The sequence below is a fragment of the Pseudomonas sp. RIT-PI-r genome (assembly GCF_001297015.1).
Classification (GTDB): Bacteria; Pseudomonadota; Gammaproteobacteria; order Pseudomonadales; family Pseudomonadaceae; genus Aquipseudomonas.
Map to the genome: position 1 here is coordinate 452,456 of NZ_LIGE01000023.1, position 23,321 is coordinate 475,776.

At 59.5% G+C, this 23,321-nt stretch carries 27 protein-coding genes; 10 read left to right on the forward strand and 17 right to left on the reverse strand.

Translation table 11 applies throughout. From position 1 onward, the window contains the following. Window positions 1-7: 7 nt before the first annotated feature. Genes AK821_RS11590 through AK821_RS11600 form a run of 3 tightly spaced genes read right to left on the reverse strand, consistent with a single transcriptional unit; the run spans window position 8 to window position 3,855 of the window. Window positions 8-1,309, reverse strand: coding sequence for a c-type cytochrome (locus AK821_RS11590; RefSeq protein ID WP_064389751.1), 1,302 nt, complete (start codon window positions 1,307-1,309; stop codon window positions 8-10). 12 nt (window positions 1,310-1,321) lie between these two features. Beyond that, window positions 1,322-3,106 carry a GMC family oxidoreductase gene (locus AK821_RS11595; RefSeq protein ID WP_064389752.1) on the reverse strand — a complete coding sequence of 595 codons (1,785 nt, stop codon included), beginning with the start codon at window positions 3,104-3,106 and terminating at the stop codon, window positions 1,322-1,324. 2 nt (window positions 3,107-3,108) lie between these two features. Beyond that, a complete protein-coding gene (locus AK821_RS11600) occupies window positions 3,109-3,855 on the reverse strand; it encodes a gluconate 2-dehydrogenase subunit 3 family protein (protein ID WP_064389753.1) in 747 nt (248 codons plus the stop codon). Window positions 3,856-4,159: 304 nt separating this feature from the next. Between AK821_RS11600 and AK821_RS11605 the strand changes: the two genes are divergently transcribed. After that, on the forward strand, window positions 4,160-4,804 hold the full coding sequence (locus AK821_RS11605) for a dual specificity protein phosphatase family protein (protein WP_064389754.1): 645 nt from the start codon (window positions 4,160-4,162) through the stop codon (window positions 4,802-4,804). A 45-nt stretch (window positions 4,805-4,849) separates the two neighbouring features. On the opposite strand, the gene AK821_RS11610 is transcribed toward AK821_RS11605, so the two are convergent. Next, entirely contained in the window at window positions 4,850-5,137 is a 288-nt protein-coding gene (locus AK821_RS11610) for a YheV family putative zinc ribbon protein (RefSeq protein WP_064389755.1), read from the reverse strand. Further along, complete coding sequence (gene prlC, locus AK821_RS11615; protein ID WP_064389756.1) at window positions 5,134-7,185, reverse strand: oligopeptidase A; 2,052 nt, start codon at window positions 7,183-7,185, stop codon at window positions 5,134-5,136. The genes AK821_RS11610 and prlC overlap by 4 nt, the downstream gene beginning before the upstream one ends. 88 nt (window positions 7,186-7,273) lie before the next feature. Between prlC and AK821_RS11620 the strand changes: the two genes are divergently transcribed. Together AK821_RS11620 and AK821_RS11625 are read left to right on the forward strand one after the other, a co-directional pair. Continuing rightward, window positions 7,274-7,819: a gamma carbonic anhydrase family protein gene (locus tag AK821_RS11620; protein ID WP_064389757.1), complete on the forward strand. Its 546-nt coding sequence runs from the start codon at window positions 7,274-7,276 to the stop codon at window positions 7,817-7,819. A gap of 29 nt (window positions 7,820-7,848) precedes the next feature. Beyond that, window positions 7,849-8,499 carry an HAD family hydrolase gene (locus tag AK821_RS11625; RefSeq protein ID WP_064389758.1) on the forward strand — a complete coding sequence of 217 codons (651 nt, stop codon included), beginning with the start codon at window positions 7,849-7,851 and terminating at the stop codon, window positions 8,497-8,499. Between the two features lie 93 nt (window positions 8,500-8,592). Here AK821_RS11625 and AK821_RS11630 read toward each other — a convergent pair whose 3' ends face one another. Then, on the reverse strand, window positions 8,593-9,675 hold the full coding sequence (locus AK821_RS11630; protein WP_064389759.1) for an aminopeptidase: 1,083 nt from the start codon (window positions 9,673-9,675) through the stop codon (window positions 8,593-8,595). Between the two features lie 59 nt (window positions 9,676-9,734). Here AK821_RS11630 and AK821_RS11635 point away from each other — a divergent pair, with 59 nt between their 5' ends. Continuing rightward, window positions 9,735-10,157 carry a PA0061/PA0062 family lipoprotein gene (locus tag AK821_RS11635; protein WP_064389760.1) on the forward strand — a complete coding sequence of 141 codons (423 nt, stop codon included), beginning with the start codon at window positions 9,735-9,737 and terminating at the stop codon, window positions 10,155-10,157. A gap of 40 nt (window positions 10,158-10,197) precedes the next feature. Beyond that, complete coding sequence (locus AK821_RS11640) at window positions 10,198-10,617, forward strand: PA0061/PA0062 family lipoprotein (protein ID WP_064389761.1); 420 nt, start codon at window positions 10,198-10,200, stop codon at window positions 10,615-10,617. A 6-nt stretch (window positions 10,618-10,623) separates the two neighbouring features. Here the strand turns inward: AK821_RS11640 and AK821_RS11645 are convergent, their stop codons facing one another. Both AK821_RS11645 and AK821_RS11650 read right to left on the reverse strand, forming a co-directional pair. Beyond that, complete coding sequence (locus AK821_RS11645; RefSeq protein WP_064389762.1) at window positions 10,624-10,863, reverse strand: DUF1161 domain-containing protein; 240 nt, start codon at window positions 10,861-10,863, stop codon at window positions 10,624-10,626. 258 nt (window positions 10,864-11,121) lie between these two features. Further along, the gene (locus AK821_RS11650) at window positions 11,122-11,553 is read right to left on the reverse strand and encodes an OsmC family protein (RefSeq protein ID WP_064389763.1); all 432 of its coding nucleotides are present in this window, start codon (window positions 11,551-11,553) and stop codon (window positions 11,122-11,124) included. Between the two features lie 243 nt (window positions 11,554-11,796). Between AK821_RS11650 and AK821_RS11655 the strand changes: the two genes are divergently transcribed. After that, window positions 11,797-12,798 carry an LLM class flavin-dependent oxidoreductase gene (locus tag AK821_RS11655; RefSeq protein WP_064389764.1) on the forward strand — a complete coding sequence of 334 codons (1,002 nt, stop codon included), beginning with the start codon at window positions 11,797-11,799 and terminating at the stop codon, window positions 12,796-12,798. 247 nt (window positions 12,799-13,045) lie between these two features. On the opposite strand, the gene AK821_RS11660 is transcribed toward AK821_RS11655, so the two are convergent. Together AK821_RS11660 and AK821_RS11665 are read right to left on the reverse strand one after the other, a co-directional pair. Next, entirely contained in the window at window positions 13,046-13,270 is a 225-nt protein-coding gene (locus AK821_RS11660) for a DUF1161 domain-containing protein (protein WP_064389765.1), read from the reverse strand. Window positions 13,271-13,398: 128 nt separating this feature from the next. Further along, window positions 13,399-13,614 (reverse strand): dodecin, encoded by a 216-nt coding sequence (locus AK821_RS11665; RefSeq protein ID WP_007911688.1) that lies wholly within the window; start codon window positions 13,612-13,614, stop codon window positions 13,399-13,401. Between the two features lie 157 nt (window positions 13,615-13,771). Here AK821_RS11665 and AK821_RS11670 point away from each other — a divergent pair, with 157 nt between their 5' ends. Next, window positions 13,772-14,098: a DUF883 family protein gene (locus AK821_RS11670; RefSeq protein WP_007911686.1), complete on the forward strand. Its 327-nt coding sequence runs from the start codon at window positions 13,772-13,774 to the stop codon at window positions 14,096-14,098. Here the strand turns inward: AK821_RS11670 and AK821_RS11675 are convergent. Then, entirely contained in the window at window positions 14,071-14,988 is a 918-nt protein-coding gene (locus AK821_RS11675) for a LysR family transcriptional regulator (protein ID WP_064389766.1), read from the reverse strand. The genes AK821_RS11670 and AK821_RS11675 overlap by 28 nt on opposite strands. A 114-nt stretch (window positions 14,989-15,102) precedes the next feature. Here AK821_RS11675 and trpB point away from each other — a divergent pair, with 114 nt between their 5' ends. From trpB to AK821_RS11690, 3 genes are all read left to right on the forward strand, one after another. After that, window positions 15,103-16,335 (forward strand): tryptophan synthase subunit beta, encoded by a 1,233-nt coding sequence (gene trpB, locus AK821_RS11680; RefSeq protein ID WP_064389767.1) that lies wholly within the window; start codon window positions 15,103-15,105, stop codon window positions 16,333-16,335. After that, entirely contained in the window at window positions 16,335-17,147 is an 813-nt protein-coding gene (gene trpA / locus AK821_RS11685) for a tryptophan synthase subunit alpha (RefSeq protein ID WP_064389768.1), read from the forward strand. The genes trpB and trpA overlap by 1 nt, the downstream gene beginning before the upstream one ends. 122 nt (window positions 17,148-17,269) lie before the next feature. Further along, entirely contained in the window at window positions 17,270-17,725 is a 456-nt protein-coding gene (locus AK821_RS11690) for an anti-virulence regulator CigR family protein (RefSeq protein WP_064389769.1), read from the forward strand. An 84-nt stretch (window positions 17,726-17,809) separates the two neighbouring features. On the opposite strand, the gene AK821_RS11695 is transcribed toward AK821_RS11690, so the two are convergent. From AK821_RS11695 to AK821_RS11720, 6 genes are all read right to left on the reverse strand, one after another. Beyond that, window positions 17,810-19,771 (reverse strand): DUF7844 domain-containing protein, encoded by a 1,962-nt coding sequence (locus AK821_RS11695; RefSeq protein ID WP_064389770.1) that lies wholly within the window; start codon window positions 19,769-19,771, stop codon window positions 17,810-17,812. Continuing rightward, entirely contained in the window at window positions 19,768-20,088 is a 321-nt protein-coding gene (locus AK821_RS11700; RefSeq protein ID WP_007911662.1) for a DUF2388 domain-containing protein, read from the reverse strand. Before AK821_RS11700 ends, AK821_RS11695 begins: the two co-directional genes overlap by 4 nt. Before the next feature lie 27 nt (window positions 20,089-20,115). Next, entirely contained in the window at window positions 20,116-20,433 is a 318-nt protein-coding gene (locus AK821_RS11705; protein WP_064389771.1) for a DUF2388 domain-containing protein, read from the reverse strand. Window positions 20,434-20,541: 108 nt separating this feature from the next. Continuing rightward, complete coding sequence (locus tag AK821_RS11710) at window positions 20,542-20,859, reverse strand: DUF2388 domain-containing protein (protein WP_064389772.1); 318 nt, start codon at window positions 20,857-20,859, stop codon at window positions 20,542-20,544. Window positions 20,860-21,234: 375 nt separating this feature from the next. Continuing rightward, window positions 21,235-21,450, reverse strand: coding sequence for a DUF1127 domain-containing protein (locus AK821_RS11715; RefSeq protein WP_007911656.1), 216 nt, complete (start codon window positions 21,448-21,450; stop codon window positions 21,235-21,237). Window positions 21,451-21,771: 321 nt separating this feature from the next. Further along, complete coding sequence (locus AK821_RS11720; RefSeq protein ID WP_008081132.1) at window positions 21,772-23,265, reverse strand: acetyl-CoA hydrolase/transferase family protein; 1,494 nt, start codon at window positions 23,263-23,265, stop codon at window positions 21,772-21,774. Window positions 23,266-23,321: the final 56 nt, after the last annotated feature.

Sequence of the window (23,321 nt, forward strand, 5' to 3'; positions counted from 1 at the left end):
CGACTGGTCAGTTGTGTTCTGTTACCTGACCGAGATCATCATTGGAGGTATGTTTCATGTCCTCCTTGCGCAGTTCGGCGACATCGGCGGCAGTCACCGGCGCGCCCTTGTTGCCCCAACTGCCACGGATAAAGCTCACCACATCCGCCACTTCCTGATCCGACAGGCGCCAGGCGAAACCGGGCATGGTGAAGGTCGACGGTGCCGTGTGCGTCGCCGGCAACGTACCGCCCTTGAGCACGATGTGGATCAGCGATGTCGGGTCTTCCGATTGCAGCACCGGATTACCGGCCAGCGCAGGGAATACCCGGGTGTAACCGTGGCCATCGGTGCGGTGGCACGCGGCGCAGTTGTCGATGTATACCGAAGCACCGCGCTGACTGTCATCGCCGTTCCACAGGGCTTTCGCCGCTGTCTCGTCGTACTGATGCGGCTGATCGTTCGGATCGGTGGCCGGCAGTGACTTGAGGTAGCGGGCAATCGCCGTCAGGTCGGCGTCGGTCATGTATTGCATGCTGTGGGTGACCACATCGCTCATGCCGCCGAACACCGCGCTGCGATCGCTGCGTCCGGTCTTGAGGAATTGCACCAGTTGCTCCTCGCTCCAGCTGCCGAGGCCGTCCTTGTGATCGCCGCGCAAGCTCTTGGCGATCCAGCCTTCCAGCGGCGCACTGCCGGCGAGGAAGTTGCTGCCATCGGCAGCGCTGAGGGATTTTTCCTGCATGGTCAGCGCGCGTGGCGTGTGGCAGGCACCGCAGTGGCCGAGGCCTTCGACCAGATAGGCGCCACGGTCGATCACCGGGTCGGCACTCGTCGCTTTATAGTCCTCGACCTTCGGCGCAAACATCCAGCGCCAGCCCATCAGCGGCCAGCGCATGCTCAACGGCCACGGAATGTCACTGGCCTTGTTCTCCTGCGCGACCGGTTCAACGCCGTGCATGAAATACGCGTACAGCGCCTGCATGTCGGTTTCGCTGACGCGTGCGTAGGACGGATACGGCATCGCCGGGTACAACGTACTGCCGTTCCTGGCGACACCATGGCGCACGGCCTGATCGAAATCCTCGAAGCTGTATCCACCAATACCGGTTTTATCCGGGGTGATGTTGGTCGAGTAGATCGTGCCGATCGGGGTTTCCATCGGCAGGCCACCGGCGAACGGCTTGCCGTCCTTGGCGGTGTGGCAGGCTACGCAGTCACCGGCGCGGGCGAGGTACTCGCCCTGTTTGATCAAGGCGTGATCAATTTCAGCCGCATGGAGTGCGGCGCTACCGAGCAGCGCCAAAGTCGCGATAACGAGATTCTTCATGGTCATCGCTCCTTAAGCCTGCACCAGCGGGCCGGGGTTTTTCAGGTATTGCTCGCGGATCGCTTTCGCCGACCAGTAGGTCAGTGCGGCAACCAGGCCCGTCGGGTTGTAACCCAGGCCTTGCGGGAACGCCGAGGCGCCGGGCACGAAGACGTTGTGCACGTCCCAGCTCTGCAGATAACGGTTCAGCGCGCTCTTCTTCGGATCGGTACCCATGATCGCGCCGCCGTTGAGGTGGGTGGTCTGGTAGGACGCGGTGTTGAAGTGGTCGCCGACTTTCTTGCCGATCACGGCAATGGCTTTCGGGCTCATCGCTTCGGCGACCTTGCCCATTTTCTCGACCATGAAGCGGTTCATCTTGATGTCGTTTTCCTGCCAGTCGAAGGTCATTCGCAGCAACGGCAAGCCGTAGGCGTCGCGGTACACCGGATCGAGGTCGAGGTAGTTGCCTCGGTAGGACTGATGCGCGCCGTGAGCGTCCATCGACACCTGGTGGGTGTAGTAATCGGCGGTGGCGCGTTTCCAGTCACTGCCCCACGCGGGAGTGCCCGGCGGGTTCGAGGTACCGGCAATCGGCCGGCTGCCAGCCTGGTTGACCCACATCGGCGAGCCGCCGACGAAGCCGTGGGGACCGTGGTCGAAGTTGTCGGCGTTGAAGTCGTCCAGCGCCACGCCGTTGCCGCCGGCGCCGATGAAGTTGTTGGTGTGGGTGTCCTTGTCGAAGAACGCCTTGATGGTCGCCATGTTCTGGTAGGCGAAGTTACGCCCGACCACGCCTTCGCCAGTGATCGGGTCGTACGGCTTGCCAATCCCTGAGAGCAGCATCAGACGCACGTTGTGCAACTGGAACGCGCCGAGGATCACCAGATCCGCCGGTTGTTCGATCTCGCGACCCTGACCGTCGATGTAGGTCACGCCGGTGGCTTTGGATTTCGTGCTGTCGAGGTTGACGCGCAGCACGTGCGAGTTAGGCCGCAGCTCGAAATTCGGCAGCGGCTTGAGCGCCGGCAGAATGTTCACGTTCGGCGAGGCTTTGGAATACATGTAGCAGACATAGCCGCTGCAGAAACCGCAGAAGTTGCACGGGCCCATTTGCGCGCCGTAAGGATTGGTGTACGGCCCTGACGTATTCGCGGACGGCAGGTTGTAGGGTTTGTAACCGACTTCTGTAGCCGCTTTGCCGAACAGCTGTGCGGACACGGTGTTCTTCTGCGCTTCCAGCGGGAACGGGTTGGAGCGATCCGGCGCGTACGGGTTGCCGCCCTTGCCCTGACCGACCAGTTGGCCCTTCACGGTCCAGGCCTGGCCGGAGGTGCCGAAGACTTTCTCGGCGAAATCGAAGAACGGCTCCAGTTCTTCATAACTGACGCCGAAGTCCTGGATGGTCATGTCTTTGGGGATAAAGCTTTTGCCGTAGCGCTCTTCGTAGTGGCTGCGCATGCGCAACTCGATCGGATCTACGCGAAAGTGCACGCCCGACCAGTGCAGACCGGCGCCGCCCACACCATTACCCGGCAGGAACGCACCCAACTGGCGGTTCGGCAGAGCAATGTCGTTGACGCTATGACGGATGGTGACGGTTTCTTTCGAGATGTCTTGAAAGAGTTTTTTGCGCACGCTGTAGGTGAGTTCGTCGATCACCTGCGGATAGTTGCCGTCGGGGTAGGTGTCCTGCATCGGCCCACGCTCCAGCGCCAGCACGTTGAGACCCGCTTCGGTCAGCTCCTTGGCCATGATCGCGCCGGTCCAGCCGAAACCGACGATGACCGCGTCTACTTTCTTCATTACCGTTGCCATGCTTACGCCCTCTCGCCGCGAATCGAAACTGCCGGGAAGGGGTATTGCTCGTTGCGTTCCACCCAATCCATGAAATCGGCGCGGGCGCCGGGGAAGCCGATCATGGTCCAGCCGACCATGCCTTTGTTGCCACCGTGGATCGGGTCGCAGAAGAACCCTTCCTTGGTGTTTTGCAGCAACAGATTGAAGAAAATCTTCGCTGGAACGGCGTCGAATTGCGCTTTTCCGGCTTCGAGTTGCTTGAGCAAATCGTCTCGGGTAGCGCTGTCTTGCTCAGCAAATACTTTACCGTTGAGGGATTTTGCCCACTGATCCGTGGCGGCGATGCCGAGGCGGTAGATCTCTTTGGGTACCAGTTTGCTCTGCCAGCCCATTTCCGGAGCGGCGTCGGCATTGAACGGGCCTTGCATGTACCACAGGGCACCGGCGGCGTACGGCGTATTCATCTGACGGTCGATGTATTCCGGCACACCGGCCTCTAGCGCTCCCGGGCCCTGGGCATCGTTGGGGATCAATTGCGCGACGGCGGCATTGATGAATGCCCATTCCTCAGCCGTGAAATAGTTCGGCTGGTAAACACCGGCGTCGGTGCGAGCCGGTTGCGCGGCCGGTGCAGCAGGCGCGGCTTCGGGCGCCGCTTGCAGCACACTGCTGCCCAGGCTGGTGCCGGCCAGGGTGACCACCGGAATCAGGGTCAGGGATTTGCGTAAAAACTCACGCCGCGGGTTGTCTCGATCTTCATCAGACATGGGGGTGCACCTCATCAGGCATTAGGGGACAGCCGTTTCTGCGAACGGCTTGAGGATTTTTCGTCGAGACGGATCCGGTCTGGCCCGGAAAAAGGGGACGCGTCTGCAACATGATGTGACAAATGGTAGCAGGCTAAGCTTCCGGATAAACCGATTCAGCGGAAAAAAGACCGGTTTTCTTAACTGCAATGGTCGAAAGCGTGCGGATTCACGTTTCTTTGACAGCCGCCTCACAGGGCTTTGACCGCGCAACGCCGAAGCTGCGTTTCCCCTCATCGATGAATCCCGACACGGTCACCCCAGCATGTCCCGAGTGCGTTTTTTCCCTGCCTTGTGTTTATCGTTTCTAGCGCTGTTGTCCTGGCTGCCGGCCCAGGCTGCGACGCCAGCGACAGCCCGGCCCGCTGATTGGGCGCAACCGGTCGAAGTGCAATACAACCTGTTCCAAATCTCACCGACGCTCTATCGCAGCGCCTTGCCCGATGGCGGCGCGGTGCCGTTGCTGAAAAATCTCAAGGTCGCCACGGTGATAAATTTCCTGCCGGAAGCGGATAGCGACTGGCTGTCGGAGCCTGGCATCAATCAACTGCAACTGCCGTATCGCACCAACCACGTCGATGACGCCGATGTGCTGAAGACGCTACGTGCCATTCAGGCTGCCGAAGCCAGTGGCCCAGTACTGATGCATTGCAAGCACGGCTCCGATCGCACTGGCCTGATGGCGGCGATGTATCGCGTGGTAGTGCAGGGCTGGAGCAAAGAAGACGCCTTGAGCGAGATGACCCAAGGTGGCTTTGGTGAGAGTGGGCACTTTCGCGACAGCGTGCGCTACGTGATGCAGGCCGATGTCGACAAGCTGCGCACGGCGCTGGCCAATGGTGATTGCAGCACCAGCGCGTTCGCCACTTGCTCGATGAAGAGCTGGTTTCAGTCAGTCAATCTGAAGTGAATCCAACCTCCCACGGCTTTGCGCTGTGGGAGGTCATGTCGCGACTCAGTCTTCAGTCTTCTTCTTGAGCTTCGGATTCGGAAAGAACTGCACCGCTTGTACGGTCTTGTCCGTCGCAGGTTTGCTGATAGCGCTGGTGTTGACCCGCGTGCCCAACTCTTTGGGCACCGAAAGCCCTTGCTCATTGAGCGTGTCGGAGTAACCGCAAGCGACACATTCACGGTGCGGCACGCTGTCTTCGTTCCACATCATCAACTTGTCCGGCTCGCTGCACGCCGGGCATACAGCCCCGGCGATAAAGCGTTTCTTGGTAATCACAGGCCCGTCACTCATGCTGCCGCGTCCTCACTCAGGCCGCTGTGGCGCAACAGTGCGTCAATCGACGGCTCACGGCCACGGAAGTCGACGAACAGCACCATCGGTGCCTGCGAACCACCGCGCGCCAGAATCGCCTCGCGGAAAGCACGACCGGTTTCAGCGTTGAGCACGCCGTCTTCTTCGAACTTCGAAAAAGCATCTGCCGAGAGCACTTCAGCCCACTTGTAGCTGTAGTAACCCGCCGCGTAACCGCCGGCGAAGATGTGCGCGAAGCTGTTGGGGAAGCGGTTGTAGGCCGGCGGACGCATCACCGACACCTCGTCACGCACGCCTTCGAGCACTTGCAGCACGCTGCGGCCGTCACCGTGGGTGGCGTGCAGTTCGAAGTCGAACAGCGAGAATTCCAGCTGACGAACCATCATCAGGCCGGACTGGAAGTTTTTCGCCGCGAGCATTTTTTCCAGCAGGTCCTGCGGCAGCGGTTCGCCGCTTTCGTAATGACCGGAAATCAGCGCGAGGCCTTCCGGCTCCCAGCACCAGTTTTCCATAAACTGGCTTGGCAGCTCGACCGCATCCCACGCCACGCCGTTGATGCCGGAAACACCGGCGTGATCAACACGGGTCAGCAAGTGATGCAGGCCATGGCCGAATTCGTGGAACAGCGTGGTCACTTCGTCGTGGGTCAGCAGCGCAGGCTTGCCGCTGTCGGCCGGGGTGAAGTTGCACACCAGATTGGCCACCGGGCTTTGCAGCACGCCGTCGACGGTGCGACGACGGTCGCGGGCGCCGTCCATCCACGCACCGCCACGCTTGTTAGCGCGGGCGTAGAGGTCGAAGAAGAAGCGGCCGACGTGCTGGCCGTTTTCCTTGATCTCGAACAGGCGAACGTCCGGATGCCAGGTGTCGAAGCCTTTCTGTTCGGCGATTTCGATGCCGTACAGGCGCTGAACGATGGCGAACAGACCGCCCAGGACTTTATCGATCGGGAAGTAGGCGCGCAGGGTTTCCTGGGCGACGCTGTAGCGTTGCTCACGGAGTTTTTCACCGTAGAAACCGCTGTCCCAGCTTTGCAGGTCGGCGCAGCCCTGTTCGGCGGCGTAGGCGCGCAGCTGTTGCAGATCCTGTGCGGCAAACGGTTTGCTGCGCTTGGCCAGATCACGCAGGAAGCTCAGCACCTGATCGCTGGATTCGGCCATTTTGGTGGCCAGGCTCAGCTCGGAGAAACTGGCGAAACCCAGCAACTTGGCCAGTTCCTGACGCAGATCGAGGATCTCTTCCATCACCGGGCCGTTATCGTTCTGACCGGCGTTCGGGCCTTGATCCGAGGCGCGGGTGCAGTAGGCGGCATAGACTTCTTCACGTAGCGCACGGTCTTGCGCGTAGGTCATCACCGCGTAGTAGCTCGGGAATTCCAGAGTGATCAGCCAGCCGTCGAGGCCTTTGGCTTGCGCGGCGGCAGCCATTTGCGCCTTGGCCGAGTCGGTCAGGCCGGCGAGCGCGGCTTCGTCGCTGACGTGCTTGGTCCATGCCTGCGTGGCATCGAGCAGTTGATTGGAGAAGCGGCTGCCCAGCTCGGACAGTTTGCTTTGCACTTCGGCGTAGCGTTTCTGTTCGGCTTCCGGCAGGTCGATACCCGACAGACGGAAGTCACGTAGGGCGTGTTCCAGAATAGTCTTCTGCGCCACGTCGAAACCGGTGGCTTGCGGGCTGTTGGCCAGTGCTTCATAAGCCTGGAACAGCTCGCGGTTCTGGCCCATTTCGGTGGAGTAGGCGCTCAGGGCTGGCAGGCACGACTCGTAGGCTTCACGCAATTCAGCGCTGTTGCACACGGCATTGAGGTGGCTGACCGGGCTCCAGGCAGCACCGAGGCGGTCATTGAGTTCGTCCATCGCCAGAACCAGACCGGCCCAGGTAGGGTTCTGAACCTGAGTCTTGAGGATTTCGGCAATGGCGGCGCGGTTGTCGGCCAGGATCGTTTCGATGGCGGGCAGGACGTGTTCGGCACGGATCGTGGAGAACGGTGGCAGGTCGTAGGACTGCAGCAGAGGGTTGTTCACGCTCACGGTTGGCACCTTGGCTGGGGAAACATTGCCCCATCTTAATTACAATCGGCATTCACCGCAGCTATCGGCGACAGAGAGAGAAATTATCGTGTCCCTTCGCAAGTACCAGAATCACACCCCGCAGTTGAGTAAAGGCGCGTTTGTCGACGGCTCGGCAGTGGTGATCGGCGACGTCGAAATCGGCGAAGACAGCTCCGTCTGGCCGCTGACCGTGATCCGTGGTGACATGCACCGCATCCGCATCGGTGCGCGCACCAGCGTGCAGGACGGCTGCGTGTTGCACATCACCCACGCCGGCCCGTTCAACCCCGACGGCTTCCCGCTGCTGATCGGCGATGACGTGACCATCGCCCACAAAGTCATGCTCCACGGCTGCAGCGTCGGTAGCCGCGTATTGATCGGCATGGGCAGCATCGTCATGGACGGCGCGGTGGTCGAGGACGATGTGATCATCGGCGCTGGCAGCCTTGTGCCACCGGGCAAACGCCTGGAAAGCGGCTTCCTCTATGTGGGTAGCCCGGTGAAACAGGTCCGTCCGCTGACCGACAAGGAAAACGCGTTCTTCACTTACAGCGCGGCCAACTACGTAAAGCTCAAGGACCTGCATCTAGCCGAAGGCTACGACACACTCTGAATCGAATTTGCGACTGCTCAGGAATACTCATGCATTACCAAACCGTACTGTTCGACCTCGATGGCACCCTGACCGACCCGCGTGAGGGCATCACCCGTTCCATTCAGTTTGCCTTGGCCAAACTCGGCATCGATGAACCGGACCTGACCAAGCTCGAACACTTCATCGGCCCGCCACTGTTGCAGGCGTTCATGCAGTTCTACGATTTCGATGAAGCCAAGGCGTGGCAGGCGGTGAATTTCTATCGTGAACGCTTTAAGGTCACCGGCCTGTACGAGAACCGCGTGTTTGAGGGTGTCACGCCGTTGCTGGAAACCCTGAGCGGGCAAGGTCGGCAGCTGTACATCGCGACATCGAAGCCGTGGGAATTCGCCCGCGAGATCGCCCGGCATTTTGATTTCGCCCGGCACTTCAAGGTGATTTACGGCAGCGAACTGGATGGCACGCGGACCAACAAGGTCGAGCTGATTGCCCATCTGCTGAAAGAGGAAGGGCTGGATCCTGCGAATACGCTGATGATTGGCGATCGCAAGCATGACTTGATCGGGGCGCGCAGCAACGGTCTGGATGCGGCGGCGGTCGGTTATGGGTTTGGCAGTTTTGAAGAGTTGAATGCCGAAGCACCGGCTTATCACTTCGAGACACTGGATCAGTTGCATCAGGCCTTTTTGCAGCGCTGATTAGATTACTATCGCGAGCAGGCTCACTTCTACATTTGGAACGCATTCCCCTGTAGGAGTGAGCCTGCTCGCGATGACTTACTCCCAATCAACTCAACTGTTTGGATCTGCCAACATTTTCAAAGCCGCCTTTCGCTCAGCCCCCGGTAACCCACCCAACCGCTCAACCTGCGCATAAAACCTCAGCCAATCCCCCCCAACCTGCCTGAACAACGCCGCAAACGCCGGCACCCACTGGTCATACAACCCAAACGGCAACAACCGCGCATTGTTCAACGGCGCGTTCACCCAGGCGTCATAACGCTTGTCTCCATCCCACTGACTGTCGCTCATTTTCCGATAATCCCGGCGAAACTGTTCGAACTCCGCCGCCTTGCGTTCGCGCATCTGTTCGGTCGACAGCGGCTGTGCATACAATTTTTCCAACCGAGACCGCACATCCAGCACCAACTCGATGAACTGATCCCGCTGCTTCAACCGTGAGTCAGTGTCCGCTGGCAACCCGCGAAACGCCCGCCACTGCCGGGTGCCTTCCTGCTCGACAAACGTGGCGAAGGACTCGTTGAACTCGGTGTCGTCCTTCACATAAAAGCATTGATGAGCCAGCTCGTGAAAGATCAGCGTGGCCAGGCGTTCATCACCCCAGCCCATCATTGAATTAAGAATGGGATCGTTGAACCAGCCGAGCGTCGAATAGGCCTCAACACCGCCAATCGACACGTCCATGCCTTGCAAGCGCTGGATCGCCGCCTCACCGCGGGCCGCGCTCTGGCTGTAGTAACCCCGATAAGCCACGCAGCCGGCAATCGGGAAACAATGGTTCTGCGGCGTCAGGGAAAACTCCTGAGTGGCGAACACATTCCACACCACAAACGGTCGGCCAATGTCGGCATACAGGCGATAGCTCTGGTTGTCCGGCAGGTGCAGATGCTCGCTGGCGAACGCCCGGGCCTTTTGTGACTGGGCCAGGTGCGTGCGTAATTTCGCTTCGCGGCTCGGGTCGGCAATGATTTTTTCCACCGGCTCGCGCGCCCGCAGCAATTGCAGCTGGCCGCTGGCCAACTGGCTGTAATAGCTGACGCTGGCGCAACCGTTGAGCAACAAAAACATCACACCCGGAAACAAAACCCGAAAAACGCGATCAAGTAACCCAAGGCTTGGAAACGGCCTGCTCAAAATAAGAAATCCCCCGGAGAGTCTGCTCGCAAGACTATCCCGCCTAAAGGAGCACCGCTATGCGCATGTTGATGCTGTCAGGGGGCCTGCTGACGCTGGCCGGTTGTGCCAATTTCGGAATGCCCGAACCCGACCCTTCGCAAGCCTGGATCGATCTCGATGCCCGGCAACAGGATACGGCGCTGCAAGCGCTGCAAGTCGATACCCGGGCGACCACCGACAAACGCTACTTCGAAGTGCAGCCCGGTAGCCATGAGCTGAAGGTGCGTTATCAATTTCCGGTAGAGGCGACCAATATCGGTCCCGATGCCGAACCGCTGTGGCGCGATTGCCAGTTGAGTGTGAAATTCAAGGATTTCAACGCGGGCCAGCGTTACCAGTTGCAGGCCGGCAGTATCGGATTCCGACCTTGGGCCAAGCTTTATGACGAGCAGCGAAAAGTGGTAGGCCAGGGCACGCCGGCAGGCTGTCAACGCACCTGAACGGCGCTATGCTGAGTGTCCGGGCCAGTGGGTATTCATCATGCGCAAATTGCTTTCATTGATCGTTGCCAGCCTTTTGACCGGTTGCCAGACGCCGCTGCCCCCGGTCGATCCGCAAATGGCCTGGGTCGACTTTTCGACGCCGACGCCGGGCGGCAAATTACTGATGGCTGAGCGTCTCGACAATCAACGGCTGAATGACGGGCGCTACTTTCAGGTCACCCCCGGCAGTCACGAGCTGCGCGTGCGCTTCGACTTTGAAGTGTTTGGCGGGGGCGGCGCATTGATGACCGGGCCGGTAGAGCGCCTGTGTTACCTGTACATACGCTACGACCATTTCGAGGCGGGGCAACGTTACCTGCTGGAGGGGCGTTCGCTGGCGTTCACCCCGAGTGCCCGGCTTTATAACGCCAGACGCGAGATCGTTGCTGAAGATCGCCAATACAACTGCATCAACTGAAGCGCCTCAGCTATCGTTCTTCTGGTAGATGATAGCTTTGGTGCCGTTCTCACATGAACCGACCACCATGGCGATGTCATGCTTTGCTGCTTCTTCCTTGCTGACGATTTCCAGTGTGTAGGACGGCACTGCTTTAGCCTGGATCTTGACTTCGATCTCTTTCTTGAGTTCTTCGCAGTCTTTGGGTGCGGCAAAAACCGAGGTGGCCAGTGCACTGCAGAGAATCGCCAAGCCGATACGTTTCATGAGTGAAGCTCCCTGAGGCAGCGCGCACGGGCGTGCGCTGAAGCTGCTGTCATTGATTCGACCATACTTTTACCGCGAGGGTTCTGACTTCGCTCACAAGTTGTTCTGAAGGTTTAAATCTTGGGAGATCTGCAGATTGCTATCGCGAGCAGGCTCACTCCTACAGGGAATCCTGGTCGCTCACAATAATTGTGTCCGCTGGAGATCAACTGTAGGAGTGAGCCTGCTCGCGATAGCGCCAGACCGGTCAACCCAAAATCAACTGACCAGCGAAGCCTCAAGCGTAATCTTCGCATTCAGCACTTTGGATACCGGGCACCCTTCCTTGGCCTTGTTGCTCAGCTCTTCAAACTGCGCCTGCGTCGCCCCCGGGATTTTCGCCTTGAGGATCAGCTTCACCGCCGTGATAGCGAACCCGCCATCCACTTGGTCGAGGGTCACTTCCGCATTGGTATCGATGCTGTCGGCCTTCAGGCCCGCATCGCCCAAAATCATCGAAAACGCCATGGAGAAACAACCGGCATGCGCAGCGCCGATCAGTTCTTCCGGGTTGGTGCCCTTGCCGCCTTCGAAGCGCGCCTTGAAGCCGTAGGGTGCTTCTCTGAGGACACCGGTTTCGGTGGAGATCGAGCCGATGCCGGTTTTCAGATCGCCTGCCCAATGTGCGGATGCTTTCTTCACGATAGCCATGTCTGCCTCCTCAAGATCTGACGCGGAAACGCCGCGTCGTCGTGGTTTTTGCTTGCAAGGCTTCTGAGGATAGACGTCGGAACAAAGTTCAGCCCGTCTGAATCGTTGACTTTTTTAGTAGGAAATATCTTCGCTGCTATTGAAACTCGGGTATATGCCCTCATTGCATGAAACACGCTTATGGATTCGGCAGGGTTTCGTTCGCTAAGAAAAACCTGCCGCCTCACTCGGAGACGCAGGTTTATGAAGCAACTGTCCGACGTAAAATTTTCTACCCTCGATCTGGTGCCGGTGCGCGAAAATGGCAGCCCGGCGCAGTCGCTACGCAACTCGCTGGACCTGGCGCAGCACGTCGAAAAATTTGGCTACACGCGGTTCTGGGTGGCTGAACACCACAACATGGACGGCATTGCCAGTTCCGCGACCTCGGTTTTGCTGGGTTATCTGGCGGGCGGCACGTCGACCATTCGTGTCGGCTCCGGTGGCGTTATGTTGCCTAACCATGCGCCGCTGGTGATTGCCGAGCAGTTCGGTACGCTGGAAAGTTTGTATCCGGGGCGGATTGATCTGGGTCTTGGCCGCGCGCCGGGATCCGATCAGATGACCGCTCGTGCGCTGCGCCGCGAACGCTCCGGCAGCGCTGATGATTTTCCCGAAGACGTCGCCGAACTGGTGCGCTTCCTCGGCCCGCGTACCCCGGATCAGCGTGTGATCGCGATGCCGGGCACGGGCACCAATGTGCCGATCTGGTTGCTCGGTTCCAGTCTGTTCAGTGCGCAGTTGGCCGGTGAACGCGGTTTGCCCTACGCCTTTGCCTCGCATTTCGCCCCGCGTTTCATGCACGAGGCGATCCGCGTCTACCGCAATCACTTCAAGCCGTCGGCGGTGCTCGACAAGCCGTACGTGATGCTCGGTGTGCCGTTGGTGGCAGCGGATACCGATGAACATGCCGATTATCTGGCGACGTCGGTGTATCAGCGCATTCTGGCGTTGATGCGTGGGCAGAGCCTGGTGCAGCGTCCGCCAGTGAAAACCATGGAAGGCTTGTGGTTGCCGCATGAGCGTGAGGCGGTGGGGGATTTCCTTGGGCTGGCGATGGTCGGTAGCCCAGCGAAAATCCGCGCGAAGCTGGAGGTGTTGGTGGAACAGACTCAAGCGGATGAGCTGATTTTCACCAGTGATCTCTACGAACACGCTGATCGTGTGCATTCGTACGAATTGTTGGCGCAGGTTATGAAGGGCTGAAAGGCACCCCCACCCTAGCCCTCTCCCAGAGGGAGAGGGGACTGACCGGGTTGAATAATCGAGATACGCCGACCTGAGATATCCAGTCGTACTCAGGTTCTGATACAACCCACGATCTGCCCCCTCTCCCCCTCGCCCCCTTGGGGGAGAGGGCTGGGGTGAGGGGGATCAATCTCAAACACACCACAAATCTTTCAGACACAAAAAAGCCGACGCCTTCACGTCGGCTTTTGCATTTCAGGCGCGATCAACCGCGCTGGTAGACGATTTCCTTGGTGCCACCTTCGCAGGTGCCAACGACGTCGCCGCCAGCCGCTGCGCCCTTGTCGACAATCTCCAGCGAATACCCGGAAACGCCCTTGGCATCCAGCTTCGCCGCAATCTCGCTTTTCAGCTCTTCACATGGCTTACCGGCAGCAAACGCACCACCCGCAAGGCTCAACAAACCTACTGCCAACATGAACTTCTTCATCGGTCGCACTCCCTGGTCGGATTGAAAGAGGCGGGCATCAGGTCATCCACCCGATGCACTCACCCTGTAGCGCTTTGCCATTCCTATGGCACTCGGCCAGCGCGCAAGTTCAGAAGACTAGACCAAACTCAGCTGCTGGCAATGCGGAAGCCGACTTTCAGCGTCACCTGAAAGTGCGCAGCCTTGCCGTCCTTGATGTGGCCACGGGTGTCGACTACTTCAAACCACTCAAGATGCTTGATGCTCTTGTTGGCTTCGGCCAGCGCGTTGTTGATGGCGTCTTCGATGCTGCTGGCGGACGAACCGACCAGCTCGACTTTCTTGTACGTGTGATGGTCACTCATGGCGATCTCCTTGGCGTGTGGATTTGAGACTAGCAGTGAATCTGCACTGTGGATTTCGGCGCCCCTGCGCGGACGAAGTTCAGAATTTCTGCACTTTCTCAAACCGCTGAAGTCCCAACCAACACACGCCACTCATCACCAATGCAGGAGAGCCACCATGGCCAACACCTCTTTACGTAAAGCCTCGTTGCAAAGCATGGAAGCCGAGATCGAGAGTCTGCTCAAGTCGTTGGAAAGCCTGAAGGACGACGCTTCGGACGAGTCGCGCAAGACCCTCAAGGCGCTGAAAAGCAATGCTGAAAGCGCGCTGAAACATTCGCGTCACCTGCTCAGCGACGCCTATGAAGAAGTCAAAGTGAAAACCCGCGAGACCGGGATCGCCACCCGCGACTACGCCCAGGAACATCCGTGGACGACTGCCGGTGTGGCGGTTGGTGCGATCGGCTTGCTCGCCGCTTACTTGCTGTTCAAGCGCGGCGAGTGATCGCTCTGGCGCAGCTCGTTCTTGAGCCATTGCGCCAGTTGCCGGGCGCGCCCGTCAGCGGCGCGCTTGGGTAGCCACAACGCCAGTTGCGCCGGGGTTTCACAAAAGCCCCAGGGCGCAACCAGGCGACCGGCCTTCAAATCTTCCATCACCAATGGTTCCGGCGCGATTGCCACACCAAGACCCGCGACCGCTGCCTCCAGCAAATAATACAAATGCTCGAAACCCTGTCCCGACTTCAATGCTTTGGCATCGAGGTGGTTTTGTTGCGCCCAACTCGGCCACGCCTGTGGACGAGAGGTCGTGTGCAGCAGCGGTTCATCGAGCAGCGCCGAGGCTGGTGCGGTTTGCAGGCGTTGATAGCCACTGAACAGCGGGCTCATCACCGGGCCGATGCGTTCTGCGGCCAATTCGTAAACTTGCATATCTGCCGGCCATGGCGGCTCGGCGAACAGCAGCAAAGCGTCCAGACCGGGACGTCGTGGATCGAGATCGCCTTCGCCGGCTGACAGGTGCAGGCGCAAGTCTGGAAGATCGGCATTCAAGCGCCCCAAGCGCGGAATGAACCAGCGTGCCAGCAGACTTCCGGAGCAACCCAGGACGAACGGTGCATCGGCGGTGTTCTGCGTGAGTTCAGCACAAACACTGCGCAAGCGATCAAAAGCCTCACCGCTGGCATCGCGTAAACGCAGGCCGGCATCTGTGAGTTTCAGGCCGCGCCCGTCCTTGACGAAGAGACTGACACCCAAGTGCTCTTCCAGCACCTTGAGCTGACGACTGACTGCGCCATGGGTGACGTGCAGTTGCTCGGCGGCCTGACTGACACTGTTCAGCCGGGCGGTGGCTTCGAACGCACGCAAGGCGTTCAGCGGAGGAAGGTCATGGCTCATGGTATCTGTGAGTTTTCCTGACAGGTTGTGGCGATCTTATCGGTTTTCAGCCTGGAAGGTCAGGGGTAGAGTGGTCGTCATTGTCTTTTGACCCGAATTCACCTGGAGCAACTCATGACCCAGACTTCGAACACCTCTGATCTGCGTAACGGCCCGGACGATAACGGCCTGTTCGGCTCGTTCGGTGGCCGCTACGTGGCGGAAACCCTGATGCCGTTGATCCTCGATCTGGCTCGCGAATACGAAGCGGCCAAGGAAGATCCGGCATTCAAAGAAGAATTGGCCTACTTCCAGCGCGACTATGTCGGACGTCCGAGCCCGCTGTACTTCGCCGAACGCCTGACCGAATTCTGCGGCGGCGCGAAGATTTATCTCAAGCGCGAAGAGCTGAACCACACTGGCGCGCACAAGATCAACAACTGCATCGGCCAGATCCTGCTGGCGCGGCGCATGGGCAAAAAACGCATCATCGCCGAGACTGGCGCCGGCATGCACGGCGTGGCGACTGCCACAGTTGCAGCACGTTTCGGTCTGGATTGCGTGATCTACATGGGCACCACTGATATCGAACGTCAGCAGGCCAACGTGTTCCGCATGAAGCTGCTCGGCGCTGAAGTGATTCCGGTGGTGGCCGGCACCGGCACCCTGAAAGACGCGATGAACGAAGCCCTGCGTGACTGGGTGACCAACGTCGACAGCACCTTCTACCTGATCGGCACCGTGGCCGGCCCGCACCCGTACCCTGCGATGGTGCGCGACTTCCAGGCCGTCATCGGCAAGGAAACCCGCGACCAGTTGCAAGCGCAGGAAGGTCGTCTGCCGGACAGCCTGGTGGCGTGCATCGGTGGCGGTTCCAACGCGATGGGCCTGTACCATCCGTTCCTCGACGATAAGAGCGTCGAGATCATCGGCGTTGAAGCGGCCGGTTACGGCATTGAAACCGGCAAGCACGCGGCGAGCCTCAACGGCGGCGTTCCGGGCGTGTTGCACGGCAACCGTACTTTCCTGCTGCAGGACGACGATGGCCAGATCATCGACGCCCACTCGATTTCCGCCGGCCTCGACTATCCAGGCATCGGCCCGGAACACGCGTGGTTGCATGACATCGGTCGCGTTCAGTACACCTCGGTGACCGACGACGAAGCGTTGGATGCGTTCCACAAATGCTGCCGCCTGGAAGGGATCATTCCAGCACTGGAAAGCGCTCACGCCTTGGCTGAAGTATTCAAACGTGCGCCGAAGCTGCCGAAGGATCACCTGATGGTGGTCAACCTGTCGGGCCGTGGCGACAAAGACATGCAGACCGTCATGCATCACATGGAACAGTCTAAGCAGGAGAAACACTGATGAGCCGCCTGCAAACCCGTTTTGCCGACCTCAAGGAACAGAACCGCGCCGCGCTGGTGACCTTCGTCACCGCCGGTGATCCGGACTACGACACTTCGCTGGCGATTCTCAAAGGCTTGCCGGGTGCTGGCGCCGACGTGATCGAGCTGGGCATGCCGTTCACCGACCCGATGGCCGACGGCCCGGCGATTCAACTGGCGAACATCCGTGCCTTGGGCGCCAAGCAGAACCTGGTGAAAACCCTGCAAATGGTTCGCGAGTTCCGTGAAGGCAACAGCGACACGCCGCTGGTGCTGATGGGTTACTTCAACCCGATTCATATGTATGGCGTTGAGCGCTTCATCGCTGACGCGAAAGAGGCCGGCGTCGATGGCCTGATCGTGGTCGACATGCCGCCTGAGCACAACGCAGAACTCTGCGACCCGGCGCAGGCTGCAGGTCTCGACTTTATTCGTCTGACCACGCCGACCACTGACGACGCGCGTCTGCCGAAAGTGCTCAATGGCAGCTCAGGTTTTGTTTACTACGTGTCGGTAGCCGGTGTGACCGGTGCCGGCGCGGCGACGCTGGAGCATGTTGAAGAGGCGGTCACTCGTCTGCGTCGTCATACCGATCTGCCGATCAGCATCGGTTTCGGTATCCGAACCCCGGAGCAAGCGGCGGCCATCGCGCGTCTGGCTGATGGTGTTGTGGTGGGTTCGGCGTTGATCGATCACATCGCCAACGCGACCACGCCAGCGCAAGCCATCGACGGTGTGTTGAGCCTGTGCTCGGCACTGTCCGAAGGTGTGCGTAAGGCCCGCGTCAGTTGAAGGTAAAGTTCCTGATACAGAGGAATTAGCACCTCAAAGCACAGACTAAATGAGCAAGACTGAGGGCTTCAGAACATCGTTCTGCAGCCCTTTTTGCCGTTTGTGCCGTGAGGAAAGACCCGATGAAAATGCCGAAACGTCTGATTGCCGGACTGGGCGTGCTGATGATCAGCGCGACGCCGCTGCTGGCCAGTGCCGACCCGCGCGATGATCACGACCACGGCGGCCCGCAGCAGGGCCATTACGATAACCGTGGCGACAATCACGGTGACGATCACCGTGGCCCGCAGAACGATCACCGTGGTGGCCCGCCGCCGCGCGACTTCGGCCCGGTGCGCCAGACCATTCGTGACAATCATGGCTACTTTGTACGGGGTGCACCGCCGCCTCCGGGGATTCATCTGGAGCGTGGGCGACCGTTGCCGCATGGGTATTACGGTGAACGTCTGGACGGTCGCGCGTTGGGTCGTTTGCCGGTGTATCCGGGCTACGAATGGCGTCGGGCTGGCGGCGATATCGTGCTGATCGCAGTGGGTACCGGGATCGTTTACGAGATTCTCGATGGGGTTTTGTATTAATCCTTAGTTAGTCAAAAGATCGCAGCCTGCGGCAGCTCCTACATGGGATTGTGTAGGAGCTGCCGCAGGCTGCGATCTTTTGCTTCAGGGCAGTTCCAGGCCCCCAGAGGCCTTGTGCAATTTGCGCAAATGCGCGCCAATCTGCTTCACGTTCTCCTCACTCGCCGCAATCTCCGCAGCGCGCTTCGGCTCCAGCAACTTGCGCACCTCCGCGTCCAGATCACCAGACAGCACCAGCAGTTTCTTCTGCCGCTGACTGCTTTCATCCTCCAGCCGCTTGAATTCGCTCGGCTGCGGCAAGCCGTAACCACGGCTATCGAGCAACTCCGCCGGGCGACTGAGGAAGCCGCTGTTGGCGAGAATTTCCTGCAACGTTGCGTTGGCCTTGTCCATGCCACCGTTCTCCAGCTCCCGCGCGCCGAGATAACGCTGTTTGACCTCGTCCTGCGCCAGTAGCAACTGGCGGCGGTAACTGGCCTGCTCCAGCAACAACAACGCGGCGCTGGTGCGCAAGTCTGCCCGCTCGAACCACTCGCGGCGTTCTTCGGCAGTCAGCGAAAGCCATTCCTCGACGGTGGTCTGCTTGATCGGCAACTGCTTCTTCAACACATCGAACATCGCCTGATAGCGATCGCGGAACGAGTCGAAACGATAACCCAGACGCAGCGCTTCTTTCGGGTCATCCAGCACACTGGTGTCCGCCAGACCACGGCCCTTCATCACTTCCAGCAAGCCGTTGGGCATGATGCTGTCCAACCCGACGAACTGGCTGTTGTCACTGCCGCTGCGCAACAGTTTCAGACCTTCTACCGCGCAGTTGTTGGAGAGGAAGAAGTAGTTGCCGTCGTAGCTCCAGTGCATTTCGGCCGCGTGTTCGACCACGCCTTCAATCTCGTCCCGCGACAGGTTGATCGGTACGGAGGCGAGGCTGCGCAATTCGGTCTTGGTGTATTCGTCGATGACCTGCGCCAATGGCAGCACGAACAGCCGCGACGGGTATTTGCCGACCAGCCCGTCCCAGCTCGACAACTGCACATCACCGACAAAGGCGCGGTACGACAGCACCAGATGCTGATCGAGATCGAGCCGGCAGTCCGGCCCGCGTGGTCGGCCCGGTGCACAGATCACCAGACGCAACATGCTGTGGCCCCAGCGGCTGACCCAGTTCTGATTGGCCTCGGCCAGCAGGTAGTCGACGGCGTAGACCCGTTCCGGATCGACTTGCCCTAACGGTTGCTTGGCAAAATCGTTACCGGCATTGAGAAACGCGAAGGTCTTGCTGCAAGTGTCCTTGGCAGTTGGCGCCCAGCCGAAGTGTTGCTGGTAATAGCGATAAAGCGCCGGGCGACGGCAGGCGTAGCTCGGGTCGAGGAGGAAATACTCCATGTTGACCGCGACGAACTCCTTCGGGCTGGAGATCTCGTACAGATCGGGGCTGCGCGCGATCTGCCGGTTGTGCTGTTCGCGCTCACCGCGCCGGCCGACGTATTGCTGCCAGCCGGCGAGGTCGAGCAGGCGCGGGTCATCGCTGAGGGTGAAGCGCCGGCCATTCTGGCCGCGACACTCGTCGGGAATGCCGATCAACCCGGCGCTGTTGAAACGTCGGGTGCAGCGCTGGATCAGCGTGCGCTCGGCACTCGGCCACAGGCGCGCGCGGTCATAAATGTGGGTGATTTCGTGCAGCACCGTGGCGAGTAATTCCTGACGCACAGTGCCGTGGGGGCGATTGGTTTTTTCTTTGGCCGCGCTACCGTCGGTGAGGCCCGCCAGCAGTTTGCGATTCAGATCCAGTTCGGAAACCAGCGTGGCCTGGCCGTAGGCATTGGCGGGCATGTCGTCGGTCCAGCCGACATCGATGCGTCGATCCAGCCGCTCGATAAAGCTCGGCGGCAATTTCTGCATGGCCTCATCGATCAGCGCTTGGCTGGCCTGTTGTTGGGCGGGGCTCAGCCCCTCGGTCTTGAGCCGCAATTGCAGGCCGGCGTGGGCGCTGTTGCCAAGCAGCAACAACGCCCCGGCCAGCAGCCAGGCGCCGAGTGACCTCACAGTGCGAGGATGGCTTCGGCGAGCACCTGATCGCTGGCATCGCGCGCTTCCGGCACGCGCGTGCGCAAGGTGTTGAGCGCGGCTTCCAGGTGCGCGCCACGGATATCACCGTTGGTGGCGACGAAACTGGCGGCGTCATCGTGGGCTTCGCGGATGATTTTCGAGTCGCGGATCGACGTGGTGGTATCGGAGGTGAAATCGATGGTGCGCTGGGAGGCACGAACGATGATGTTACTGGTGGCTACCAGGGTGTGCGCCTGAGCCACGTCGGCCAACAAAAACAGGCCAAGGGCGGCAGCAATCAGCGGGCTACGCATGGAACGACTCCGAAAGGACAGGGATAGCTATTGGACGAGAATTGCCTCTGCCAGTTCAAGGTCGCTGACATGAAGTTTTGGCCGGGTTTTGCGCAGGTAATGCAGCGCTGATTCCAGCCGTGCGCCTCGCCATTCGCCATCAGTGGCCACGAATGCGGCGGCATCATCATGGGCCGCGAGCAGCAGTTTACGGTCGAAAGGGGCAGAAGACACCATGCTGGTGGCGTAACCACTGACGACGGTGCCTTGTGTTGATGCATTAAAAGCATCAAAGGCATCGACCGACGTCGCCCAGCAGGCGGTGAACAATACGGAAGGGATCAGCAGATTTGGAAGAAAGCGCATTGGACTCGATTACGGTTGGCGAGCCCAAAGGCTAGCGCAATGCCCGGGCCAGAGCCAGCGCCAAAGCATCGGGACACGTCCGCACGTGCCCCGAGATACCGCAATCGCTTAGATCGTCAGGATGGCCTGAGCGAGCTGTGCATCGGTCGCTTGCAGCTGTGGCGCCTGGTGGCGGATGTGGTCCAGCGCGCTTTCCAGTTTCACGCCGCGGATCTCGCCCTGGCTGGCGACGAAGCTGGCCGCGTCGTCACGGGCAGCGAGAACGATTTTGTCGTCACGGAAGGACGAAGTGACGTCGGAAGTGGCGTCGGACGATGATTTTAGTGCGCCAACCACGGCGTCGGTGGTGACGATGAAGCTGGTGGCGCTGGCGTTGGCAGCCACGGCCAGCAGGGCGGCAGCGCTGAGCAGACGAAGACGGGACATAGGTTAACTCCTGTGGATAAACCGTATTGAAAGGTGGCTCGGTATCTGAGGAGTCAGACGCCTGTTGCGCATCATTCGCCACGTTCTGTGTGGATATTAGGCGCAGATCCGTTCGCCAAACCAGCTTCCAGACGAAAAATCGTAGGAGCTGCCGAAGGCTGCGATCTTTTGCTTTGGATTTTCAGGATCGAAAGATCGCAGTCTTCGGCAGCTCCTAAAATTGTAATGGTCTAATTTAGAATTGTATGAACTGTACTGGTTAAGCTTTTTATGAGCCTAAAACGACAAAACCCGTCGTGGTTTTCCACGACGGGTTTCGTTTGTTCAATTCGGGTTGCTGGCGGTGGGTCTAACGACCAGAGCCAGCGACGCTACTTAGCGCCAGAACGGCTTGCTCAGCTCTTCGTAGCGTTGTGCTTCGCTGATACCGGCGTCAGCCAGCAGACGCGAATCCAGACGGGCCAACTGGTGGCGGCTGGAGATGCGGCGCTGCCACAACATCAGGTTGGCGATAACGCGCAGAGGCAGGGAAGCCTGGGTGTTTACAGCTTTGTCTTCGAAGAACAGCTCGGAACTGAGTGTACGTTCCATGGTTGACATCCTTCCGCTTGTGGCGGGATCAGGTAGTGGTTTGACTGGTGCCCATGATCCTCTCGTTTGCATAGTCTCTCTAGATACAGTTCAACTGTATTGTGAGTGACCAGTTAACTGTTTATACGGGGTGTACGGGTCGAAATAGAGCAAACTGTACCTATCCGCACTCAAGTGGTGCATTTTTGCGTTATTTGCTAGGTGAAGTAGGTAAATGCTGTAGGAAATGACCAGTACAGCAGTACAGTTTTTGTCATGCGGGAGGTTTGCGAGAGTCCGCTGATGCAAACTGTGTTTGCATCAGCGGTTTATCTGTGTGAATTACACAGCGAGCATGCGTCCGGTTTCTTCCAGATTCATGTGCCAGCTCAAGGCTTCACGCAGGATGTGCGGGGTGTGACCACCGATTGCGCAGGCCGCCGTGAAGTAGTCATTCAGTGCCTGACGGAAGTCTGGGTGCACGCAGTTATCAATAATGACCCGCGCACGTTCCCGTGGCGCCAGGCCACGCAAGTCGGCCAGACCGACTTCGGTCACCAGAATGTCGACGTCATGCTCGGTGTGGTCAACGTGGCTGACCATCGGCACCACGCTGGAAATCGCGCCGCCCTTGGCGATCGATTTGGTCACGAACACCGCCAGATGCGCGTTGCGCGCGAAGTCGCCGGAACCGCCAATGCCGTTCATCATCCGTGTGCCGCAAACGTGGGTCGAGTTGACGTTGCCGTAGATGTCGAACTCCAGCGCCGTGTTGATCCCGATAATGCCCAGACGGCGCACTACTTCCGGGTGGTTGGAGATTTCCTGCGGACGCAGCACCAGTTTGTCCTTGTACTTCTCCAGATTGCCGAACACGTCGCTGTTGCGTCGCTCCGACAACGTGATCGAGCTGCCCGACGCGAAGCTCAGCTTGCCGGCGTCGATCAGGTCGAAGGTCGAGTCCTGCAGCACCTCGGAGTACATGGTCAGGTCTTCGAACGGTGAATCAATCAGGCCGCACATCACCGCGTTGGCAATGTTGCCGATCCCGGCCTGCAGCGGGCCGAGCTTATTGGTCATGCGCCCGGCGTCGACTTCCTGCTTGAAGAAGGTGATCAGGTGCTCGGCGATGGCGTTGGTATCCACGTCCGGCGTGGACACGGTGGACGGCGAATCCGACTGTTGGGTAATAACGATGGCGACAATCTTCTCCGGCGGAATCGGAATTGCTGTGCTGCCAATGCGGTCGTCGACTTTTACCAGTGGGATCGGCGTGCGCGTCGGGCGGTACGTCGGGATATAGATATCGTGCAGACCTTCGAGGTTGGCGTTGTGCGCCAGGTTGATCTCGACGATTACCTGCTTGGCGAAAATCGCGAAGCTCGCCGAGTTGCCCACCGAGGTGGTCGGCACGATATGGCCCTGTTCGGTGATGGCCACGGCTTCGATGACGGCGATGTCCGGTAGCTTCAGTTGCTGGTTGCGCAGTTGCTCAACGGTTTCCGAAAGATGCTGGTCGATGAACATCACCTGGCCGGCGTTGATCGCCTTGCGCAGGGTGCTGTCGACCTGGAACGGCATGCGCCGCGACAGAACACCGGCTTCGGTCAGTTGCTTGTCGAGGTCGTTGCCCAGGCTGGCGCCGGTCATCAGGCTGATCTTCAGCGGCGTGACCTTGGCGCGCTCGGCCAGTGCGTGAGGGACGGCCTTGGCTTCGCCGGCACGGGTGAAACCGCTCATGCCGACGGTCATGCCGTCCTCAATCAGAGCGGCTGCGTCGGCGGCGCTCATCACTTTGTCCAACAACGAAGGCAGGCGAATACGGTCACGGTACATGGATTATTATCTCGGGAAGCGAGTAGCAGGATGCGCAGTCTAGTGAATTTGACGGG

Bases quoted from the DNA above. Each gene is read 5' to 3' on its own strand.
- AK821_RS11590 (WP_064389751.1), bottom strand. From the start codon at position 1,309: ATGAAGAATCTCGTTATCGCGACTTTGGCGCTGCTCGGTAGCGCCGCA.
- AK821_RS11595 (WP_064389752.1), bottom strand. From the start codon at position 3,106: ATGGCAACGGTAATGAAGAAAGTAGACGCGGTCATCGTCGGTTTCGGC.
- AK821_RS11600 (WP_064389753.1), bottom strand. From the start codon at position 3,855: ATGTCTGATGAAGATCGAGACAACCCGCGGCGTGAGTTTTTACGCAAA.
- AK821_RS11605 (WP_064389754.1), top strand. From the start codon at position 4,160: ATGTCCCGAGTGCGTTTTTTCCCTGCCTTGTGTTTATCGTTTCTAGCG.
- AK821_RS11610 (WP_064389755.1), bottom strand. From the start codon at position 5,137: ATGAGTGACGGGCCTGTGATTACCAAGAAACGCTTTATCGCCGGGGCT.
- AK821_RS11625 (WP_064389758.1), top strand. From the start codon at position 7,849: ATGCATTACCAAACCGTACTGTTCGACCTCGATGGCACCCTGACCGAC.
- AK821_RS11635 (WP_064389760.1), top strand. From the start codon at position 9,735: ATGCGCATGTTGATGCTGTCAGGGGGCCTGCTGACGCTGGCCGGTTGT.
- AK821_RS11640 (WP_064389761.1), top strand. From the start codon at position 10,198: ATGCGCAAATTGCTTTCATTGATCGTTGCCAGCCTTTTGACCGGTTGC.
- AK821_RS11645 (WP_064389762.1), bottom strand. From the start codon at position 10,863: ATGAAACGTATCGGCTTGGCGATTCTCTGCAGTGCACTGGCCACCTCG.
- AK821_RS11650 (WP_064389763.1), bottom strand. From the start codon at position 11,553: ATGGCTATCGTGAAGAAAGCATCCGCACATTGGGCAGGCGATCTGAAA.
- AK821_RS11655 (WP_064389764.1), top strand. From the start codon at position 11,797: ATGAAGCAACTGTCCGACGTAAAATTTTCTACCCTCGATCTGGTGCCG.
- AK821_RS11660 (WP_064389765.1), bottom strand. From the start codon at position 13,270: ATGAAGAAGTTCATGTTGGCAGTAGGTTTGTTGAGCCTTGCGGGTGGT.
- AK821_RS11665 (WP_007911688.1), bottom strand. From the start codon at position 13,614: ATGAGTGACCATCACACGTACAAGAAAGTCGAGCTGGTCGGTTCGTCC.
- AK821_RS11670 (WP_007911686.1), top strand. From the start codon at position 13,772: ATGGCCAACACCTCTTTACGTAAAGCCTCGTTGCAAAGCATGGAAGCC.
- AK821_RS11675 (WP_064389766.1), bottom strand. From the start codon at position 14,988: ATGAGCCATGACCTTCCTCCGCTGAACGCCTTGCGTGCGTTCGAAGCC.
- trpB (WP_064389767.1), top strand. From the start codon at position 15,103: ATGACCCAGACTTCGAACACCTCTGATCTGCGTAACGGCCCGGACGAT.
- trpA (WP_064389768.1), top strand. From the start codon at position 16,335: ATGAGCCGCCTGCAAACCCGTTTTGCCGACCTCAAGGAACAGAACCGC.
- AK821_RS11690 (WP_064389769.1), top strand. From the start codon at position 17,270: ATGAAAATGCCGAAACGTCTGATTGCCGGACTGGGCGTGCTGATGATC.
- AK821_RS11700 (WP_007911662.1), bottom strand. From the start codon at position 20,088: ATGCGTAGCCCGCTGATTGCTGCCGCCCTTGGCCTGTTTTTGTTGGCC.
- AK821_RS11705 (WP_064389771.1), bottom strand. From the start codon at position 20,433: ATGCGCTTTCTTCCAAATCTGCTGATCCCTTCCGTATTGTTCACCGCC.
- AK821_RS11710 (WP_064389772.1), bottom strand. From the start codon at position 20,859: ATGTCCCGTCTTCGTCTGCTCAGCGCTGCCGCCCTGCTGGCCGTGGCT.
- AK821_RS11715 (WP_007911656.1), bottom strand. From the start codon at position 21,450: ATGGAACGTACACTCAGTTCCGAGCTGTTCTTCGAAGACAAAGCTGTA.
- AK821_RS11720 (WP_008081132.1), bottom strand. From the start codon at position 23,265: ATGTACCGTGACCGTATTCGCCTGCCTTCGTTGTTGGACAAAGTGATG.